Raw genomic sequence first — 18,216 nt, 5'->3', positions numbered from 1 at the left:
CCGCTGCCGCCACCGGTAGCCCGCTCGAACCCGACCGGAGATCCCATCATGATAGATCCGAAGACGGGGCTGCCGCCCCTATACCTGCGCGCTCCCGATGCGGCCCGCTTCCTCGGCATTTCCATCCGTACGCTGGAAAAGCACCGCACCTACGGCACCGGCCCGACCTACCGCAAGATCGGCGGGCGGATCGTCTACTCCGTCGATGACCTTCAGGCGTGGACCGAGGACGGCATCCGCAAGTCCGCGTCCGAGAAGACCGCCACGCGCGTTTTCCCGGCCCGTCCGCTGACACCCGCCGAAAAGGCGTCACGCTGAGATGCCCGGTGATGTCACCTCCGGCAGAGGACGCTTCGCACGAGGCAGCGAGCGCGAACGGCTCGATCCGTTCGTGGTCGCCACCGGCGACGCATCCCCACGCGATCAGCGCGACCTCATGGAGCGGCCGTTCTTCTCGCTCGCCAAGGCCAAGCGGGTCGCTCCGATCCTCTACGAGGCCGGCGGCCAGCGTGTCGAAGTCTTCGGGATGCCCGAACACGGCATGGCCACCATCTGGGATGCGGACGTGCTCATCTGGGCCGCCAGCCAGATCGTCGAGGCCGAGAACCACGGCCTGCGCACGTCGCGCTTCCTGCGCTTCACGCCCTATCAGCTTTTGCAGGCGATCGGCCGCGCCACCGGCGCGCGCGAATACCGCCTGCTGAAGGGCGCGCTCGCCCGCCTACAATCGACCGTCATCCGCACTACCATCCGTCACGGCGAGCATTGGCGGCGGCATCAATTCTCCTGGATCAACGAATGGGAAGAACTGACCACCCGCGACGGCCGCGTCGAGGGCATGGAGTTCGTCCTGCCGGATTGGTTCTATCGCGGCGTCATCGACCGCTCGCTGGTCCTGACCATCGACCCGCTCTATTTCCGGCTGACCGGCGGCATCGAACGCTGGCTCTATCGCGTCGCCCGCAAGCACGCTGGCCGCCAGCAGCATGGCTGGCTGTTCGAAGTCGTCCATCTGCACGAGAAGTCGGGCAGCCTCGCGCGCATCTCCGATTTCGCGCTCGACCTGCGCCGCATCGCCGCCCGTCAGCCGCTGCCCGGTTATCGCCTCGACATCTGGCGCGAAGGGCGGCGCGAGATGATGCAAATCCGCCCCTACGGTCTGTCCACAGTGCCTGTGGACAGCGCTGTGGAAACACTCGTGACTTCGGGCGCAAACGGTATCGGGACTTCGGGCGCAGGACTATCGGGATTTCGGGCGCACGAACCACAGTTAAGTCTCTGGCCTGAAACGCGGAATCCGACTGCTAACTTAGAGTCTAACAAAGAATCTAACTCTTCTTCTTTGACGCGCGCGCCTGCGAGGCACGGTGCCGGTGCCACCCGGCGAGGTGCGCCATGATCGTCGCGCTCCTCAATCAGAAGGGCGGCGTCGGGAAGACGACGCTGGCGCTGAACCTCGCCGGAGAATGGGCGCGGCAGGGCAAGCGCGTCACGCTGATCGACGCGGACCCGCAAGGCTCGGCGCTGGACTGGTCGCAACAGCGCGCCCGCGAGGGTCTGGCCCGCACATTCGGCGTCGTCGGCCTGGCTCGCGACACCCTGCACCGGGAAGCGCCGGAGCTGGCCCGTGACGCCGATCACGTCGTGATCGACGGGCCGCCGCGTGTCGCTGCCCTGATGCGTTCGGCGCTACTCGCCGCCGACCTGGTGTTGATCCCGGTGCAGCCGTCGCCATTCGATGGCTGGGCTTCGGCCGAAATGCTGGCGCTCATCACTGAGGCGCGCATCTACCGGTCCGAATTGGTCGCCCGCTTCGTGCTCAATCGCTGCGGCGCGCGCACCGTGCTGGCCCGCGAGACGGCCGAGACACTGGCCGAGCATGATCCGCCGGTGCTTGCCGCCACCATAGGTCAGCGCATCGCCTTTGCCGCCGCCGCCCAGTCGGGACGGTTGGTGTCCGAACTGGACGATGACACGCCCGCCGCGCGCGAAATCGCGGCGCTGGCAGCGGCGATCGGCGCTCTCGGCATCGGGAGGGCGTCGCCATGAGCGAGCGACCGTCCCGCCGCGGCTTCGCATCACGGCCCGCCGATCCCGAGCATTGGATCAAGGCGTCCGACGCTCCCCCGCGTGACAGCGATGCCGGTGGCTTCACCGCGCGACTGACCATCGACGTGACGCCGGACCTGCGCGGCCGGATCAAGATCGCCGCGTTCCGGCGCGGCGTCACCGTCGCCGACATGCTTCGCGATCTGCTCGCGCGCGAATTTCCCCCAGCCACCGAAGGAGACCCATCATGACGAGCGCAGCGGTGCCCCGCGCGCGCGGCGGCCCCATGCCGTCCGCGTTGCCATCCGACAGCCTTACCCATGTCGAGCTGACGCATATCGAGAAGCGGATCGAGAACTGGATCAGATTCGGCCGAGAGGCGCACGAACAGGTTCTCGACCGCCGCCGCCGCGTCTTCTCCTATCGCCCCGGCAGCGTCTTTGCCTTCGTGCGCTGGGCGGCGAACGACTTCGGAACCATCATCTCGCGCATCGACATCGTGCGCGCCGTCGAGTCAGGTGAAGCCTATCAGACGCTTCCTTTCGTGCGCCCCGGCGGTGACATCCTTCTGAAGATCGAAGGCTGGCCGAAGGTCGAACAGGTGCTCCGCCATATCGACGCTGTGGAGGCCGTCGGCATCGACGCTTGCGAGGTCGCGCCCGACCACTGGCGGCATGTCGGCAACCGGATCGGCGCCGGCCATACGCCGCGCCCCTACACGGTGGATCGCCATCAGGCGTGGCTCAAGCGGCGGGAGATCGGGCAATGACCCGCTTCGGCTACGTCATGGTGACGTATTTTGCGACGATGGGCGTCGCCATCGCCGCGTTTATTCCGACGCCGCTGCGCCTTGTCTGGAACGCCTCGGCCAGCGTGCCGATCGGTCTCTACGACCTCGAACGCCCAAGCGACCTGGCTGTTGGCGATCTGGTCGCCGTCATGCCGGACAAGCCGCTTGCCGATTTCATGGTGGAGCGCGGCTATATCGGCCGCGACGTGCCGCTGATGAAGCGCGTCATGGGGCTTTCCGGTCAACGGGTTTGCCGTACCGGCAACGCCGTGACCGTCGACGCCGTGCCGCTCGGCGACGCGCTCGACCATGACCGGCACGGCCGCGAACTGCCCATATGGCAGGGCTGCCGGCGCATCGCGGATGGCGACATCTTCCTGATGAATCCCGACGTGCGCGACAGCCTGGACGGTCGCTATTTCGGCCCGATTCCGGCGCGCACCGTCATCGGGAAGGCGACGCCGCTCTACACCGACGAGGACGGCGAAGGCCGTTTCGTCTGGCGTGCGGCGACACGCTGACCGCCGCGCTCTTCCCCACCACCGCAATCCCAAGGAGGCTTCCATGCCGCAGATCGGCACATTCACGCGCGAGCAATCCGGCTTCACCGGCCGCATCCATACCTTCACCATCTACCGCGAAGTCACCGTTGTTTCGACCGAGCCATCCGACGCCGAGAACGCGCCGGACTACCGCATCCATCACGGCAATGACGAAGGCCCGGAGATCGGCGCGGGCTGGAAACGCACGGGCGAGCGTGCAGGCGAATACATCGCTTTGCTGATCGACGACCCCGCTTTGCCGCAGCCGATCCGCGCCAACCTGTTCCGCGACGACGACGCCGGCAACGCATGGTCGCTGCATTGGAACCGCCCGCAAAAGCGCGATGGGAGGGACTGACATCATGCCGACTGTCAGCCTGTTCGCGCGCGCGATCCCGTTCCGATCCATCATCCCTTTGTTAGCGGGAAAGCCGTCTCATCCCTTCGTCCCGCTCGAACGCAGGTCGGCCGGCGCGCGCAGCGAAGGTCAAGGGCGGCCATTGGCCGGCGCTTCGCGCGCACCCTTGACCGCAGCGAGCACGCTGGCAGGCTGGCGTCACAGCGGAGAAGGCGCGCACGTCCGATACGCGGTCCTGATAGTAGCGTTGCTGTTCGCTTCCACCTTGCCCATTGCAGCCGTGGCGCAGCCCCAACCGGCGGAGCGCGCCGCATCCGCTGATCCTTTTGCTCCCCATATCGCGGAAGCCTCGCAGCGCTTCGGCGTCCCGGCGGCATGGATCAGAGCGGTGCTGCGGGCCGAAAGCGCGGGCGATCCACGCGCCATCTCCTCGGCCGGCGCGATGGGGCTGATGCAGATTATGCCCGCCACATGGGCGGAGTTGCGCATCCGGCATCGGCTCGGCGGCGATGTTTACGATCCGCGCGACAACATCCTTGCCGGCACCGCCTATCTGCGCGAACTGCACGACCGCTATGGCAGCGTCACCGCCATGCTCGCTGCCTATAACGCCGGTCCCGGACGCTATGAGGCGTCGCTTTCGGGGCGGCCGCTACCCGCTGAGACCCGCGCCTATGTCGCCGCCATCGCGCCGGTCATCGACGGCAACGCGATCGTTACGCCCGTTATAGTCGCGGCGGCCGATCCGCTGGCATGGACCCGCGCACCCTTGTTCATCGCGCAGCCGGATCGCGCGTCCGTTGCCGATCCGGTGCAGGCCGATCGTCCATCGAATGACGTGCCAGCGGCGGTCACGGTGCGCGATGTTTCCGCCATAGAGCCGCAGTCCGATGGCCTGTTCGTCGCGCGGGCGAACACGGGACCACGGCCATGAGTATCGTGGTCGGCGGCATCGCGCGGCGGGTTGCAGTGTGCAGGGGATGGGGCTGGCGGCAATCTCATCCCAGGGCTGGAGGGGCAGAACGGGAAGGCAGGCGGGAGGGCAAGATTAAAGCGGACGGCACCCTATGGGTCCGATCCGGGGGCCAAGCCCTTGTCTGCACACTGTTTGGGGCGGCACCGTCGCCGCGCCTTCATGGTGCCGCGAGGCGCGGCAAAGCCAGTATTTACCGCGTTTCTCGCGGCACTCTTCCCCAAAATCACCGGTTTCGGGCCGTTTGTCGATGAGCGGCGACGACGACAACCGCTTCCGGCCGAGGCTCGGCCGCGTGCGCTCCGATGCGCCGAAGGCGGGCCAGGCCAAGAGCTTCCTCAGCAAGATTCGCAAGATCACGCGCCAGCAGCAGGCCGCCTCCGGTCGGAGCCGGTCTGCGAAGGGTGGCGGCTCCAGTCGCGGCGGCAAGGGCAAGAGCATTATCGCCTCCGGCCGGGGCGTCCAGCGCGGGCGCGGCGCGGCCTTCGTGCGTGCCCGCAATCTGTCGAACGGCTGGAGCCATCGCCAGCCCGGCAGCCGCCGTGTCATCGTCAAATCGCGGTCGGTTCGCGCCGCCGGTCGCAGCGGTAAGGCCGCCGCGCATCTGCGCTATATTCAGCGGGACGGCACCGCCCGCAATGGCGAGCGCGGCCGGCTCTATTCAGCGGGTGAGGATCGCGCCGATGGCGATGCCTTCCTCGATCGCGGCAAAGACGATCGCCACCAGTTCCGCTTCATCGTCTCGCCCGAAGACGCCGCCGATCTCGCGGACCTCACCGGCTATACTCGCGAGTTGATGGCCCAGGTCGAGGCCGACCTCGGGACCAAGCTCGATTGGGTCGCGGTCAATCACCACAACACCGGCCATCCGCATATCCATGTCCTCGTCAACGGCCGCGACGCCCTGGGCGAGGATCTCGTCATCAATGGCGATTATCTCGCGGGCGGCATCCGTGAGCGGGCGAGCGAACTGGCGACGCTGGAACTTGGTCCTGTCACCGAGATCGAGCAGCGCCGCAAGCTCATGGCGGAGATCGATCAGGACCGGTTCACCCGTATCGACCGGGCGATGATCGCCGAAGCCGATGACCGCTTCATCGACCTGCGCCATGAACCGGACGATCTGCGCGGCCAGTCCGATCGGACCATGCGGTTGCGCCGTCTCGGCAAGCTCGGCGACATGGGTCTCGCTACGGGACACGCACCGGGTGTCTGGGAGTTGAGCGAGCGGCTGGAGCCGACCCTGCGCGAGATGGGCGAGCGTGGCGATATCGTCCGCACCATGCAGAAGGCGCTTCGGGCCGAGGGCGCCGAGCGCGATCCAATGAGCTTCGAGATTCATGACGCCGCGCCCGCGAGGCCAATCGTCGGCCGCGTCATTGACAAGCACCTCTCCGACGAGCTGGGGGAGAGCCTGGCACTGGTGGTCGATGGCATCGACGGACGCACGCACCATGTCGCCGGCGTCGACCCGGCCCGCGTCGAAGACGCTCGGATCGGCAGCGTTATCGAGATCGGGCCACCCGATAGCGCCGTCCGTCCATCCGATCGGGCCATCGCCGGTATGGCCGAGGATGGCATCTATCAGCCGAGCCGGCATCTGGAGCAGGCCCGGTTCGATGGTCGTGTGCCGGGTGGGGACTATGAGGGCTTCGTCGATGCCCATGTCCGTCGCCTGGAAGCGCTGCGGCGGGCCGGGATTGCGGAGCGGATCGACGCCGATCAATGGCGCATCCCGGAGGATTTCGAGGCGCGCGCCACCGCGCATGACGCGGGCCGGAATGCCCGTGTCAATATCCGTATCCTTTCGACCCTCGACCTCGAGCGCCAGATCGGATCGGACGGCGCGACCTGGCTCGATCGGCGGCTGGTCGGCGCAGGCGCGTCGGACCTGTCGGCGGCGGGTTTTGGCGACCAAGTGCGCGAGGCGATGGAGCGGCGACGCGAGACTCTGATCGACCGGGGCGATGCCATCCGTCAGACGGACGGTCGCATCGCTTATCGGCGCAATCTGATCGCCACGCTTCAGGAGCGCGAAGTGGCCAGCACCGGCGCGGCGCTGGCGCAGGAGAGAGCGAAACCGTTCCGAGCTGCCGCCGATGGCGAAACCGTCGCCGGCACCTTCGCCGGGACCGTGCAGCTATCGAGCGGCAAATTCGCCATCGTTGAAAAATCTCAGGAGTTCACCCTTGTCCCATGGCGGCCGGTCATCGACCGTCAGCTTGGGCGCGAGGTCGCGGGCATCATGCAGGGCGGATCGGTGTCGTGGCAGTTGGGGCGGCAGCGGGGATTGGGCATCTAAGCTGATGCCTTCGAACCGACCGCCATATGCTCGGCGAGGAAATCGACGAACGCACGGATACGTGCAGCAAGATGCTCATGGCCGACATAGACAGCGCTAACGGGCTCGATGTCACCGGGATTGAAGTCCTCAAGCACCGCCACTAGCGAACCCGCCTCGATATCCGGCTCGATATGGTATCGGGCCAAGCGGGCCAGCCCCATGCCGGCGAGAGCAAGCCTTCGGACAGTTTCGCCATTGTTGACCCGCATCCGCCCGCGAAGCGGGGCGTAGGTCATTGTATCGTCTTCACGTTGACGGAACGGCCATTCGTGCATCGAGCGCCGGAAGTTGAAGCCGATACACTGATGCTGGGCGATGTCGGCCGGCGTTCGCAGTGGCGGAGCGCTTTCCAGATAAGATGGAGCGGCGACGACGGCATAACGGCTTTCCAATAGCTTTCGGGCTTTGAGACCGGAATCTTGTAGCGGTCCGACGCGGATCGCCACATCGGTGCGGTTCTCGATCAGATCGACCATGCCGTCATCGAGCGAAAGGTCGATTTCGATCTCCGGGAAGCGGGCGAGGAAAGCTGGCAGGAGCGGTGTTATCGCGCAGTGCGCAATCGGCACCGAGGCGTTGACCCTAAGCAGGCCGCGCGGTGTGGAGCACGATCCCGAGGTGATGCTGCGCTCCGTATCGTCAATCTCGGCCAGCACATTGCGGGCACGCCGCAGGTAGATCTCGCCTTCCTGGGTCAAACTGAGCGAGCGGGTTGAACGGATCAGCAGGTTCGTCCCAAGTCGGGTTTCAATGCGGCCAACGACCTTGCTGACAGCCGAGGGCGACAGGCCGAGCGCTCGACTTGCGCCGGCAAAGCTGCCGCGATCTACGGCCTCGACGAACACCTCCATCTCTCCGGCGCGGTTGTTCATGTCCGTTCATCCTTACTCGCGAATTGATTTCACCAGTGACGTTCCATAATAGCGGATTATCGAGTGAATGGCGAGCAGTTACGGTGCGGGAATGGATACGCACTCCCGCTCCGCAACCGCACTCGATCTGATTAATCGTCCCGGCCAACTGACGCTGGGCATCGAACTGCCGCTCGATAACGATTGGTCGCCGGAAGGCGAAGCGCGCCGCGTCGCGGACGGACGCCCGCACGGCGTGCCTGATCTCTCCCGTTATCCGGAGTTGGTCCGGCAGATCGACGCCTCAGGATTTGCCGCCATCTGGATGCGCGACGTTCCGGTGTTCGATCCGCGGAACTTCGGCGACGCGGGTTCCATCTACGATCCCTTCGTCAATCTCGGCTTCCTCGCCGGGATCACGAAGCATGTCGCGCTCGGCACGGCAGGCATCGTCCTGCCGCTCCGCCATCCCATGATGGTGGCGAAGGCGGCCGCGTCGGTCGATCGCCTGTCGTGCGGCAGGCTGATCCTAGGCCTCGCCTCAGGCGACCGTCCGGTGGAGTATCCGCTGCTCGGTCTCGACTTCGAGGGACGTGGCGAGACCTTTCGCCAGAGCCTCGCCTATATGCGCGACGCCTGGAAGGACGGCGGCTTGCCTCTTGGCGACGGACGCAAAGCCGCCGAACTCGACCTGCTGCCCAAGCCCAGCCAGCAAACCATTCCGACGATCATTGCCGGCAACGGCCAGCAATCCGACGAGTGGATCGCGTCCAATATGGATGGACGTTTTGTCTATCCGGGCGGCGTGGATCGAACGGCCGGGCAGGCCGCAGATTTCCGGCGGCTTCGGAACGCGGCTGACCTCGATCGTGGCGTATTCATCACCGCCTTCCATCTGGATCTTGCCGATGATCCCAGCGAGTTGCCGACACCCCGCAAGTTCGGCGCGCGCATCGGCCGCAAGCCCTTCCTCGACCATCTTGAGCAGCTTCGCGGTGTGGGCGTCGACCACATGGCCGTGCTGCTGCGACCCTCCCGCCGGCCGCTGCCAGAGGTGATCGACGAATTCGCCCGCGAGATCCTGCCCAGGATCGGCAAGGCGACGGCCGGTCCACGTCCCAGCCCTGATAAGGAATTCGTCCATGAGTGAGCTGTTTCAGCCGTTTGAGCGCGGCGACCTGGCGCTGCGCAATCGCATAGCGATGGCGCCCATGACGCGGGCGCGGACGCGCAACGGGATCGCTGACGATCTCACCGCGACTTACTACCGTCAGCGCTCCAGCGCAGGCTTGATCGTTACCGAAGGGACGCCGATTTCGCGCACGGCCGAAGGTTTTCTGTTCATCCCGGGCATCTACACCGACAAACAGATTGCCGGTTGGCGCAAGACCACCGAAGCGGTTCACGCGGAAGGCGGCGTGATCTTCGCCCAGCTCTGGCACGTCGGACGTGTGAGCCATGTTTCGAACCAGCCGGGCGGGATCGCGCCGGTCAGTTCGACCGACAGGATCGCCGCCAACTCCCAGGCGTGGGGCTTACGCGACGACGGCTCTGCGGGGCCTGTCGATGTCTCCCCACCACGAGCCCTTTCGACCGAGGAAGTGCGCGGAGTGATCGACGATTTCGCCAAGGCTGCCGCCAATGCGGTCGAGGCGGGGTTCGATGGTGTCGAGCTTCACGGTGCGAACGGCTATCTGATCGAACAATTCATCAATCCGCTCGTCAACGACCGCACCGATGCCTATCGCGGCGACACGCTGGAAGGCCGCACCCGTTTCCTGCTTGAGACGATCGATGCCGTCATCGCCCGGATCGGCGCGGCGAAGACCTCGGTGCGACTGTCTCCCTTCGGCGGGCTCTTCGACATGGGGACCTATCCCGAGATCGAGGAATCCTATCTCCACATCGCCGACGAACTGTCGAAGCGCGGCATCGCCTACGTCCACCTCATGGACCAGAAATCGCGGGGCAGCGCGGCTATCCCTTCGGAATTCCTCGCGCTGTTCCGGGACCGTTTCAACGGCGTGTTGATCCTCGCCGGCGGCATGACGCGCGAGCGAGCCGAACAGCACATCGCCGATGGCCTGATTGATATCGCCGCCTTCGGCGAGCCCTTCATCGCCAACCCGGACCTCGTCGCCCGGCTTCGCAACGGCTGGCCTCTCGCACAGGCCGACCGCGACACCCACTACGGCGGCGATGCCCATGGCTACACCGACTACCCGACCTTTGACTCCAGCGCCACGCGTGCGGCCGAGGCCCAACCCGAGAAGGCAGATTCCCTTTGAGTATGAGCACGAACAGGTTGCCCGCCTTGTTGGCGATGATGGTCGGTGGATTTGCCATTGGCACCACCGAATATGCGAGCGTCGGCGTTCTGCCGCAGATTGCCGATGATTTTGGTGTCAACCTGGCGCGGGCCGGGCTGGTCGTCAGCGGCTATGCGCTTGGCGTCAGCTTTGGATCGCCGATCCTCGCGGCCCTGACGGGAAGCCTTTCGCGCAAGACGCTGATGCTCGCGGTCATGGCATTGTTCGTGGTCGCCAATGCGGCAGCGGCGATGAGCACCAGCTATGAGCTGCTCATCGCCGCGCGCGTCGTCACGGCCCTCCCGCACGGCATCTTCTTCGGCGTCGGCGCCGCCATCGCCGCCAGCTTCGTTTCGGAAGACCGAAGAGCTTCGGCGGTGGCGATCGTGTTCGGTGGTCTGTCGATCGCGGTCGCGGCCGGCGTGCCGATAGCCACCGTCATCGGCCAGCGCTTCGGCTGGCCCATGTCCTATTGGTTCGTCGCGGCGGTGGGTTTTGTGTCGTTGGTCGGCATGGCGGCGACTTTGCCTCGGAAGATCGACATTGCGCCGGCAGGAAGCCTCATCGAACAGATCAAGGTGCTCGGTAGCGGACGGCTGCTGATCGCGTTCGGCATGAACTTCTGCGCCTGGGGCGGCACGTTCGTCGCCTTCGCCTATCTCCCGAGCATCCTGGCGGACATCACCGGCTTCACGCCGAATGGCGTGGCCTGGATGTTGGCGCTCTACGGGGTATCGGTGATCGTCGGAAACTTTCTCGGCGGGCGGGTATCCGACAAGGCGTTGGTGCCGACGCTGGCGCTAATGCTCGGCGCGCAGGCGGCGGTCCTTCTCATTTTCACCTTCACGGCTCCGTCCATGATCGGTTCGATCCTCACGCTCGGCGTGCTCGGCGCGCTGATGTTCTGCAATATTCCGGGCTTGGCGCTCTATGTCGTGCAGCTTGCCACGCGCTATCGACCCGGAAATGTTGACATTGCTTCCACGATCAACGTGTCGGCGGCGAATGCCGGTATCGCGCTGGGCGCCTTCATCGGTGGAACGGTTGCCGATTCCAGCTTGGGACTGGGCGCTACGCCGTGGGTTGGCGCCATCATGGTCGGCGTCGGGCTGCTGCTCACCTTGTGGAGCGGCTATCTCGACAAGCGCGAAGCGCATCACAGCCGGGGTGAGGTCAGGCCCGCGGCAAGCGAGGCTTAACCGATGCATTCCGAAACCGAAGAGACGACGTAAGATGCGGCGAAGCGCACGAACCCGGAGCAAATCAACCGAATTTGCCCAAGCTCAGCTTAGGCAAATCCCACTCGTTGCGCTTCGTCATGCGGTTGTCGTCGGCGACGTCCTGAACTTCCGTCATGCTGCGAATGTATTGGGGGTTACGCAGTCGAGCGTCAGTGCCCGGATCAAGGCGCTGGAAGAGGCGCTTGGTATCGTTCTGTTCGAGCGACGGCATCGCGGCGTGCGGCTGACCGAGGCCGGACGACGTTTCATCGCCGAGGTGTCGGCGGGCATCGACCACCTCGACTATGCTGTGCGCACCGCGGGCGCTGTTTCCCATGGTGGAGAGGGGCGGCTTGCCATCGGGCTGCACGCCTCCATCGCCTTCGGCTTTCTTGCCGATCTGCGCTGCCGGTTCCGTGCAGCCTATCCGAAGGTCGAGCAAGCCATCATGGAGGGTCGATCCTCCGAGACGATCGCCCTGGTACGCGACGGCAAGCTTGATGTCGCCTTTGTCGTCGGCGCGGTCGAAGCCCCGGACTGTCACTCCCGTGAACTCTGGCAAGAACCCCTTGTGATCGCCTTGCCGGCGGAACACCCACTCGCCTCGTCGTCGGCTATTACCTGGGCCGATCTTGCGCCGGAAACCTTTCTTGTCCGCGACGGCGGTTCAGGCCCCCAAGTGTTCGATCACGTCGTTCACCGCGTCGTCGAGCGGGCGCGGTCCCCGCATATCCATCGTTTCGATGTCGGCCGAGACACGCTGATGCACATGGTGGCAGCGGGTGATGGCATTACGCTGACCAGCGAAGCCACGACCCATGTCCAGTTTCCGGGCATCGTGTTCCGCTCGATCGCCGATGAGACGAAGCAAGCCCAATTCAGCGCCGTATGGTCGCCGCACAATCGCAGCCCGGCGCTCAGGAACATGCTCGATCTTGCGATCCAGATGAGCCGGTCAGCGCGATCCCTCTGAGGGTTTCAGAAGCTCGCCCGCCTCGATCCCGAGCGCATCGGCAATCTGCCCCAACACCGTAACACTGGCCGACACGTCCGCACGCTCGATCGCGCCGATGTAGCGGGCGCTCAGGCTGGCGCGATCAGCCAGTTCCTCTTGCGTCATGTTCTTGTCGTGACGCGTCCGACGCAGGTTGACCGCCATGACCTCCTTGAGATCCATGGCGCTAGAGGAACCAGCGCAGGAACGATCGTTCCAGGAACGATCATTCCGATTCGTCCCCGCCTGTGGTATTCACTTGCCGGAGCGGCGCGATGGACCCGCGAACGGCTCGATTCTGGCGAGGAGATCGGCGGTGGACACGCCCAGGACCGCAGTAATGTCCACGAACTCTACGACATCAATCCGCCGCTCGCCGTTTTCATACTTGGCGACGAAAGATTGCGGCTTGCGCAGCGCAGTCGCCAACTCGGCCTGTGTAAGTCCTTTGGCCTTGCGCGCTTCGACAAGCAGAGATTGCAGAAGTATTTGTCGGGGCGTGCGCAAGGATTTCTGCATTCGGAACGGCTCTCCGTTGAAAAAGGGGAGCTGTTCCGCTAATCCTGATTCAGGATTATCCCATTTCAGGATTCTGATGAGCCAGAGGTCCGAAGGAGGGCCGTGCAATGCGGGTGCGACCCGAGCTTGACCCCAATGTCGATGATCTCGCCCCGACCGGGCCGGAGATCACGATCTATGACGAGGCGCATTTCGTGACCTACATGCGCCTGCTCGACGCGGAGGCAGACAAGGCTGACTGGACGGAGGTGGCGTGCATCGTGCTGCATCGCGATCCAATCGCCGAAACCGATCGGACCCGCGCATGCTGGGAAAGTCATCTCGCCCGCGCGCAGTGGATGACGAAGACGGGCTACCGCAAGATTCTTGAACAGGCCGCGATCGACGCGCGATCGTCGTCGGATGATCGCGTTTGATGGTCGGGGGCGGCCGGACCGCCGAACTCGGTCGCGACCTGCAATATCTCTCTTTGGCGAAAACGTATGGAGAAGCGGCCGACCGACTGAGGCGATGCACCGCCCAGATAGATGCCGTCCGCCTACCGTTCTTCCATCTCTTCGCGCACGCCATCGAACTCTCGTTGAAGGCGGCACTTAGCTTTCAAGGAAAAGACGAAGAGTATCTCATGTCGATGGGACATGGATTGGAGCGGTGCTGTCGTCGAGCCGTCGGCGGCGGCCTGCACCTTCTCGATAATCGAAATATCGTGTCGCTCATCGACATGCTCGACCAACCCCATGCGCTGCAAGCCTTTCGCTATCCGCAGCCCTTGCATCAGCCGTTACCGGATGCGGACGAGTCGCTGCGCATCCTTGCTGATCTTCTCAGCATTATCGACGCCTATGTGTCGGGAACAGGTAAGGCATCGAACCCAGCGCGGTTCTGACCGTCCTATTTCTTCGCTATGGTATCCTATAGCCCGATACCTGATCTTTTCTGTTGCTTGTCGCCCAAACGCTTATTCTCTGATCGGCTCCGTCTCTCTTGCCGATCGGAGCTTGTATGCGTGGAGGTCAGATCCTTTGGGGCCAGGTCGCCGTCGTTTTCACCATCGTCCTTCTGACCACATGGGCGGCGACACAATGGACGGCTTGGCGGCTCGGCTTTCAGGCCCAACTCGGTGGACCATGGTTTACCCTAGCGGGCTGGCCGATCCACTATCCACCCGCCTTCTTCTGGTGGTGGTATTTTTACGACGCCTATGCCCCCTCCATCTTCGTGGAGGGGGCGATCATCGCTGCGTCCGGCGGTTTTATGTCCATTGCCGTCGCCATCGGACTTTCCCTTGTCCGGGCGCGGCAGGCGAAGAACGTCGCGACCTACGGTTCGGCGCGATGGGCTGAACCGGAGGAGATCAGGGCGGCCGGGTTACTTGGCGCAGACGGCGTGGTGCTCGGCCGGCTCAGTCATGACTACCTGCGCCATGACGGGCCGGAGCATGTGCTGTGCTTCGCGCCGACGCGGAGCGGCAAGGGCGTCGGCCTCGTTGTGCCCACGCTGCTGACCTGGCCCGGCAGCACGATCATTCACGACATCAAGGGGGAGAATTGGGGCCTGACGGCGGGCTTCCGCTCGCATCATGGCCGGACGCTGCTGTTCGATCCGACCAATCCCGCATCATCGGCTTACAATCCGCTGCTGGAGGTGCGGCGCGGCGACAAGGAAGTCCGCGACGTGCAGAATATCGCCGACATCTTGGTCGATCCAGAAGGCGCGCTCGACAAGCGGAACCACTGGGAAAAGACCAGCCATTCGCTGCTGGTTGGCGCGATCCTTCACGTCCTCTATGCGGAAGCCGACAAGACGCTCGCCGGCGTCGCCAACTTCCTCTCCGATCCGAAGCGCCCCGTCGAGGCGACGTTGCGCGCCATGATGAACACGCCACACCTCGGCGCGGCCGGCGTCCATCCCGTTATCGCGTCATCGGCGCGCGAGCTGCTGAACAAGTCCGACAACGAACGCTCGGGCGTGCTTTCCACCGCGATGTCATTCCTCGGGCTTTATCGCGATCCCGTAGTGGCGAAAGTAACGGCGCGCTGCGATTGGCACATTGCCGATCTGGTGACGGGAGAACGACCTGTCAGCCTTTACCTCGTGGTGCCGCCCTCCGACATCAACCGCACCAAGCCACTCATCCGTCTTCTTCTCAATCAGGTGGGTCGCCGCCTGACCGAAGACCTCAACACATCCGCCAATCGTCATCGGCTCTTGTTGATGCTGGACGAGTTTCCGGCGCTCGGTCGGCTCGACTTCTTCGAGAGCGCCCTGGCGTTCATGGCGGGCTACGGCATCAAGAGCTTTCTGATCGCGCAAAGCCTCAACCAGATCGAGAAGGCTTATGGCGCAAACAACAGCGTGCTCGACAACTGTCATGTGCGCGTCGCCTTCGCCACCAATGACGAGCGCACCGCCAAGCGCGTATCCGATGCGCTCGGCACCGCGACCGAAATGCGCGATTCCACTAACTATGCCGGCCATCGGCTGTCGCCCTGGCTGGGGCATCTCATGGTCTCACGGCAGGAGACGGCCCGGCCGCTGCTCACTCCCGGCGAGGTGATGCAGCTTCCGCCAACCGACGAATTGCTGCTGGTCGCGGGCGTGCCGCCGGTCCGGGCGGAGAAGGCGCGCTATTACGAGGATGCCCGCTTCAGGGAGCGGCTTCTCCCGCCGCCAAAGCCAGCGAGTCCGAAGCGACCGGCGCCGCCGGCCGACGACTGGTCAGCGTTGACGATCCCCCTTGCATCGGCAGGCGCGGCGCAGGGCAGCGCCGCGGGCGTCCGCACTGACCCGGCAAACGCCGGCATTCGCCGCGAACCGGAATTGCCCGAACATGAGGAGATCGCGCAGCCGGAACGTCCCGCCGGGCACGAGTTCGACGTGTTGGACGACGAACCCGACGTGGACGCCGCCAAGGCGCGCAGCCTTCGTCAGCAGGTCACGTCCGTCGCCCGGCAGGCGACGATGGACCCTGCCGACGGCATCGAGCTTTGAGGTGACGGCCATGCAGACCAAGACCCGCATGAACGTCTATTTCGAGCCGGAGCTTCTGAAGAAGGTCGAGGCGCTGGCGCTTCGCCGCAACATCTCCAAATCCGCCGTGATCGAAGCGGCCGTGGCGTCGTTCCTGTCGGCCGATGCGTCGGAGCGGCTGGAGGCGGTGTTCGCCCGGCGCATGGACAAGATCAGTCGCCAGATCGACGGGCTGGACGAGGATGTCGCCATTATCGGCGAAACGCTGTCGCTGTTCATTCGCTTCTGGCTGACCGTCACACCGCCACTGCCTGACAGCGCGCAGGCGTCGGCGAGAGCCAAGGGTGCGGAACGGTTCGAGGGCTTCCTGCAATCCCTGGGCCGGCGGCTTGCGGCAGGCGATCGGTTCCTCAAAGACCTGTCGCGCGACATCGACTCACGCCGTGACGGGACCGCCGATCCAGAATAGCCGAAGTCCAGTGGCTACCGGCTGCAGTATTCAATCCCGCCGATTACCGCCGTTTCTTCGCTATGGCCGCCGGGTGTTAGATACTTGTTGAATCAGCCTAATTTCCGGCTCTTTTAATCATCCCCGTCCGGGGACCGTCTGATGTCTCCCCGGCGGACACGGGGATCAGATGGCCGTTTCACATCACAAATCGGAAGGCTTGGCGCGGGGCGCGCGAATGCTGCGCACCGCGCTCGGCCCGGCCATCGCCCGGTTTCTCGAAGACGCCGCCGTCGTCGAGGTGATGCTGAACCCGGACGGGCGCATCTGGATCGACCGACTTTCCGAAGGACTGTCCGACACCGGCGAGCGACTGTCACCCGCCGATGGGGAGCGGATCGTGCGCCTGGTCGCGCACCATGTCGGCGCCGAGGTTCATGCCGGCGCTCCGCGTGTCTCGGCCGAACTGCCGGAGACAGGGGAGAGGTTCGAGGGCCTGCTGCCGCCCGTGGTGGCGGCGCCGGCCTTCGCCATCCGCAAGCCCGCAGTCGCCGTGTTCACGCTCGACGATTACGTCCAGGCCAGGATCATGTCCGCGCGCCAAGCCGAGACGCTGCGTGCAGGCGTCGCGTCCCGCGCCAACATCCTCGTGGCAGGCGGGACGTCCTCCGGCAAGACCACGCTGACCAATGCCCTCTTGGCCGAAGTAGCGAAGACCTCCGATCGCGTCGTCATCATCGAGGACACGCGTGAACTGCAATGCGCCGCGCCGAACCTCGTTGCCATGCGCACCAAGGATGGCATGGCGTCCCTGTCGGATCTCGTTCGCTCCAGCTTGCGCCTGCGCCCCGACCGTATCCCGGTCGGCGAAGTACGCGGCCCGGAGGCGCTGGACCTCCTGAAGGCATGGGGCACTGGCCATCCCGGTGGCGTCGGCACGATCCACGCCGGCAGCGCCATCGGCGCGCTGCGCCGGATGGAACAGCTCATTCAGGAAGCGGTCGTCACCGTTCCGCGCGCGCTGATCGCCGAGACGATCGATCTTGTTGCCGTCCTCACCGGGCGCGGTTCCGCGCGCCGGCTGTCCGAACTCGCCCGTGTCGATGGCCTCGGCCCGGACGGCGATTACCGCGTCGCGCCCGCCGTCATCGAGGGCGACGGCGGTGCGGCCTCTCTCAGCCATGCCCTCAGCCCCAACTCCGAAGGAGACCGTCCATGATCCAACGTCTACGCTCCCTGCGCCCGTCCCAAATGCACCATTACCTCACCACGACGGCATCCGCCGCCACGGTGAGCCTCTTGATGGCCGCGCCCGCCCATGCCTCCGGCTCGTCCATGCCGTGGGAAGCGCCGCTGCAATCCATCCTCCAGTCGATCGAAGGCCCGGTCGCCAAGATCATCGCGGTGATCGTCATCATCACCACGGGTCTCGCACTGGCCTTCGGCGACACGTCGGGCGGTTTCCGCCGCCTGATCCAGATCGTGTTCGGCCTGTCGATCGCCTTCGCGGCGTCGAGCTTCTTCCTGTCGTTCTTCTCGTTCGGCGGCGGGGCACTGGTCTGATGACGGGCGTCGTCGATCAGGGGAGCGAGGTTCCGGGCTTCACCGTGCCGGTCCATCGGGCGCTGACCGAGCCGATCCTGCTCGGCGGCGCTCCGCGCGCCATCGCCATCATGAACGGCACACTGGCAGGCGCGGTCGGCCTCGGCCTGCGCCTCTGGCTGGTCGGTCTCGCCATCTGGGCGATCGGCCATTTCGCGGCAGTGTGGGCGGCGAAGCGAGACCCGCTCTTCGTCGAGGTCGGCCGCCGCCATCTGCGCATCCCCGCGCATCTCACGGTCTGAGGGGA

Annotated in this window: 23 protein-coding genes; 20 read left to right on the top strand and 3 right to left on the bottom strand. The window is 65.1% G+C overall.

Going from position 1 to position 18,216, the window contains the following annotated elements; genetic code table 11:
* Nucleotides 1-48 precede the first annotated feature (48 nt).
* The 9 genes from MKI84_RS02145 (at nucleotide 49) to MKI84_RS02105 (ending at nucleotide 7,014) form a co-directional block, all read left to right on the top strand.
* Nucleotides 49-318, top strand: a complete 270-nt coding sequence (locus tag MKI84_RS02145; RefSeq protein ID WP_241616308.1) for a helix-turn-helix transcriptional regulator — start codon at nucleotides 49-51, stop codon at nucleotides 316-318.
* Between the two features lies 1 nt (nucleotide 319).
* Nucleotides 320-1,399: a replication initiator protein A gene (locus MKI84_RS02140; RefSeq protein WP_241616307.1), complete on the top strand. Its 1,080-nt coding sequence runs from the start codon at nucleotides 320-322 to the stop codon at nucleotides 1,397-1,399.
* Entirely contained in the window at nucleotides 1,396-2,049 is a 654-nt protein-coding gene (parA, locus tag MKI84_RS02135) for a ParA family partition ATPase (protein WP_241616306.1), read from the top strand. Before MKI84_RS02140 ends, parA begins: the two co-directional genes overlap by 4 nt.
* Nucleotides 2,046-2,300 carry a ribbon-helix-helix protein gene (locus tag MKI84_RS02130; protein WP_241616305.1) on the top strand — a complete coding sequence of 85 codons (255 nt, stop codon included), beginning with the start codon at nucleotides 2,046-2,048 and terminating at the stop codon, nucleotides 2,298-2,300. The genes parA and MKI84_RS02130 overlap by 4 nt, the downstream gene beginning before the upstream one ends.
* Nucleotides 2,297-2,818, top strand: coding sequence for a DUF2840 domain-containing protein (locus tag MKI84_RS02125; protein WP_241616304.1), 522 nt, complete (start codon nucleotides 2,297-2,299; stop codon nucleotides 2,816-2,818). Before MKI84_RS02130 ends, MKI84_RS02125 begins: the two co-directional genes overlap by 4 nt.
* Complete coding sequence (locus MKI84_RS02120; RefSeq protein ID WP_048646198.1) at nucleotides 2,815-3,360, top strand: S26 family signal peptidase; 546 nt, start codon at nucleotides 2,815-2,817, stop codon at nucleotides 3,358-3,360. The genes MKI84_RS02125 and MKI84_RS02120 overlap by 4 nt, the downstream gene beginning before the upstream one ends.
* Before the next feature lie 43 nt (nucleotides 3,361-3,403).
* Complete coding sequence (locus MKI84_RS02115; RefSeq protein WP_241616303.1) at nucleotides 3,404-3,739, top strand: DUF736 domain-containing protein; 336 nt, start codon at nucleotides 3,404-3,406, stop codon at nucleotides 3,737-3,739.
* A 4-nt stretch (nucleotides 3,740-3,743) separates the two neighbouring features.
* Complete coding sequence (locus tag MKI84_RS02110; RefSeq protein ID WP_241616302.1) at nucleotides 3,744-4,673, top strand: lytic transglycosylase domain-containing protein; 930 nt, start codon at nucleotides 3,744-3,746, stop codon at nucleotides 4,671-4,673.
* Between the two features lie 133 nt (nucleotides 4,674-4,806).
* Nucleotides 4,807-7,014, top strand: coding sequence for a relaxase/mobilization nuclease domain-containing protein (locus MKI84_RS02105; RefSeq protein ID WP_425353782.1), 2,208 nt, complete (start codon nucleotides 4,807-4,809; stop codon nucleotides 7,012-7,014).
* On the opposite strand, the gene MKI84_RS02100 is transcribed toward MKI84_RS02105, so the two are convergent.
* A complete protein-coding gene (locus MKI84_RS02100; protein WP_048646195.1) occupies nucleotides 7,011-7,928 on the bottom strand; it encodes a LysR family transcriptional regulator in 918 nt (305 codons plus the stop codon). The two genes, MKI84_RS02105 and MKI84_RS02100, sit on opposite strands and share 4 nt — an antisense overlap.
* A 67-nt stretch (nucleotides 7,929-7,995) precedes the next feature.
* Between MKI84_RS02100 and MKI84_RS02095 the strand changes: the two genes are divergently transcribed.
* From MKI84_RS02095 to MKI84_RS02080, 4 genes are read left to right on the top strand one after another with little or no spacing between them, the layout of a single operon-like run.
* Entirely contained in the window at nucleotides 7,996-9,057 is a 1,062-nt protein-coding gene (locus MKI84_RS02095) for an LLM class oxidoreductase (RefSeq protein WP_241616300.1), read from the top strand.
* Nucleotides 9,050-10,195, top strand: a complete 1,146-nt coding sequence (locus MKI84_RS02090) for an alkene reductase (RefSeq protein ID WP_241616299.1) — start codon at nucleotides 9,050-9,052, stop codon at nucleotides 10,193-10,195. The genes MKI84_RS02095 and MKI84_RS02090 overlap by 8 nt, the downstream gene beginning before the upstream one ends.
* 35 nt (nucleotides 10,196-10,230) lie before the next feature.
* Nucleotides 10,231-11,415: an MFS transporter gene (locus tag MKI84_RS02085; RefSeq protein WP_425353787.1), complete on the top strand. Its 1,185-nt coding sequence runs from the start codon at nucleotides 10,231-10,233 to the stop codon at nucleotides 11,413-11,415.
* A 34-nt stretch (nucleotides 11,416-11,449) separates the two neighbouring features.
* Complete coding sequence (locus MKI84_RS02080) at nucleotides 11,450-12,409, top strand: LysR substrate-binding domain-containing protein (protein WP_241616298.1); 960 nt, start codon at nucleotides 11,450-11,452, stop codon at nucleotides 12,407-12,409.
* Here the strand turns inward: MKI84_RS02080 and MKI84_RS02075 are convergent.
* Together MKI84_RS02075 and MKI84_RS02070 are read right to left on the bottom strand one after the other, a co-directional pair.
* On the bottom strand, nucleotides 12,392-12,613 hold the full coding sequence (locus MKI84_RS02075) for a helix-turn-helix domain-containing protein (protein ID WP_241616297.1): 222 nt from the start codon (nucleotides 12,611-12,613) through the stop codon (nucleotides 12,392-12,394). The two genes, MKI84_RS02080 and MKI84_RS02075, sit on opposite strands and share 18 nt — an antisense overlap.
* Before the next feature lie 72 nt (nucleotides 12,614-12,685).
* A complete protein-coding gene (locus tag MKI84_RS02070) occupies nucleotides 12,686-12,949 on the bottom strand; it encodes a helix-turn-helix domain-containing protein (protein WP_241616296.1) in 264 nt (87 codons plus the stop codon).
* A 107-nt stretch (nucleotides 12,950-13,056) separates the two neighbouring features.
* On the opposite strand from MKI84_RS02070, the gene MKI84_RS02065 reads away from it, so the two are divergent.
* The 7 genes from MKI84_RS02065 (at nucleotide 13,057) to MKI84_RS02035 (ending at nucleotide 18,211) form a co-directional block, all read left to right on the top strand.
* Nucleotides 13,057-13,365 (top strand): DNA -binding domain-containing protein, encoded by a 309-nt coding sequence (locus MKI84_RS02065; protein ID WP_241616295.1) that lies wholly within the window; start codon nucleotides 13,057-13,059, stop codon nucleotides 13,363-13,365.
* Nucleotides 13,365-13,835: a hypothetical protein gene (locus MKI84_RS02060; protein WP_241616294.1), complete on the top strand. Its 471-nt coding sequence runs from the start codon at nucleotides 13,365-13,367 to the stop codon at nucleotides 13,833-13,835. Before MKI84_RS02065 ends, MKI84_RS02060 begins: the two co-directional genes overlap by 1 nt.
* Nucleotides 13,836-13,951: 116 nt before the next feature.
* On the top strand, nucleotides 13,952-15,940 hold the full coding sequence (locus MKI84_RS02055; protein WP_241616293.1) for a conjugal transfer protein TraG: 1,989 nt from the start codon (nucleotides 13,952-13,954) through the stop codon (nucleotides 15,938-15,940).
* 10 nt (nucleotides 15,941-15,950) lie between these two features.
* On the top strand, nucleotides 15,951-16,388 hold the full coding sequence (locus MKI84_RS02050) for a ribbon-helix-helix domain-containing protein (protein WP_241616292.1): 438 nt from the start codon (nucleotides 15,951-15,953) through the stop codon (nucleotides 16,386-16,388).
* A 169-nt stretch (nucleotides 16,389-16,557) separates the two neighbouring features.
* On the top strand, nucleotides 16,558-17,586 hold the full coding sequence (trbB, locus tag MKI84_RS02045; protein WP_241616291.1) for a P-type conjugative transfer ATPase TrbB: 1,029 nt from the start codon (nucleotides 16,558-16,560) through the stop codon (nucleotides 17,584-17,586).
* Nucleotides 17,583-17,930, top strand: coding sequence for a TrbC/VirB2 family type IV secretion system protein (locus MKI84_RS02040; protein ID WP_425353781.1), 348 nt, complete (start codon nucleotides 17,583-17,585; stop codon nucleotides 17,928-17,930). The genes trbB and MKI84_RS02040 overlap by 4 nt, the downstream gene beginning before the upstream one ends.
* On the top strand, nucleotides 17,930-18,211 hold the full coding sequence (locus MKI84_RS02035) for a VirB3 family type IV secretion system protein (RefSeq protein ID WP_241616290.1): 282 nt from the start codon (nucleotides 17,930-17,932) through the stop codon (nucleotides 18,209-18,211). The genes MKI84_RS02040 and MKI84_RS02035 overlap by 1 nt, the downstream gene beginning before the upstream one ends.
* Nucleotides 18,212-18,216: the final 5 nt, after the last annotated feature.

Source organism: Ancylobacter gelatini, assembly GCF_022601675.1.
GTDB lineage: Bacteria > Pseudomonadota > Alphaproteobacteria > Rhizobiales > Xanthobacteraceae > Ancylobacter > Ancylobacter gelatini.
The sequence above is the reverse complement of the archived record's forward strand: the minus strand, read 5'-3'. Positions and strand labels throughout refer to the sequence as shown.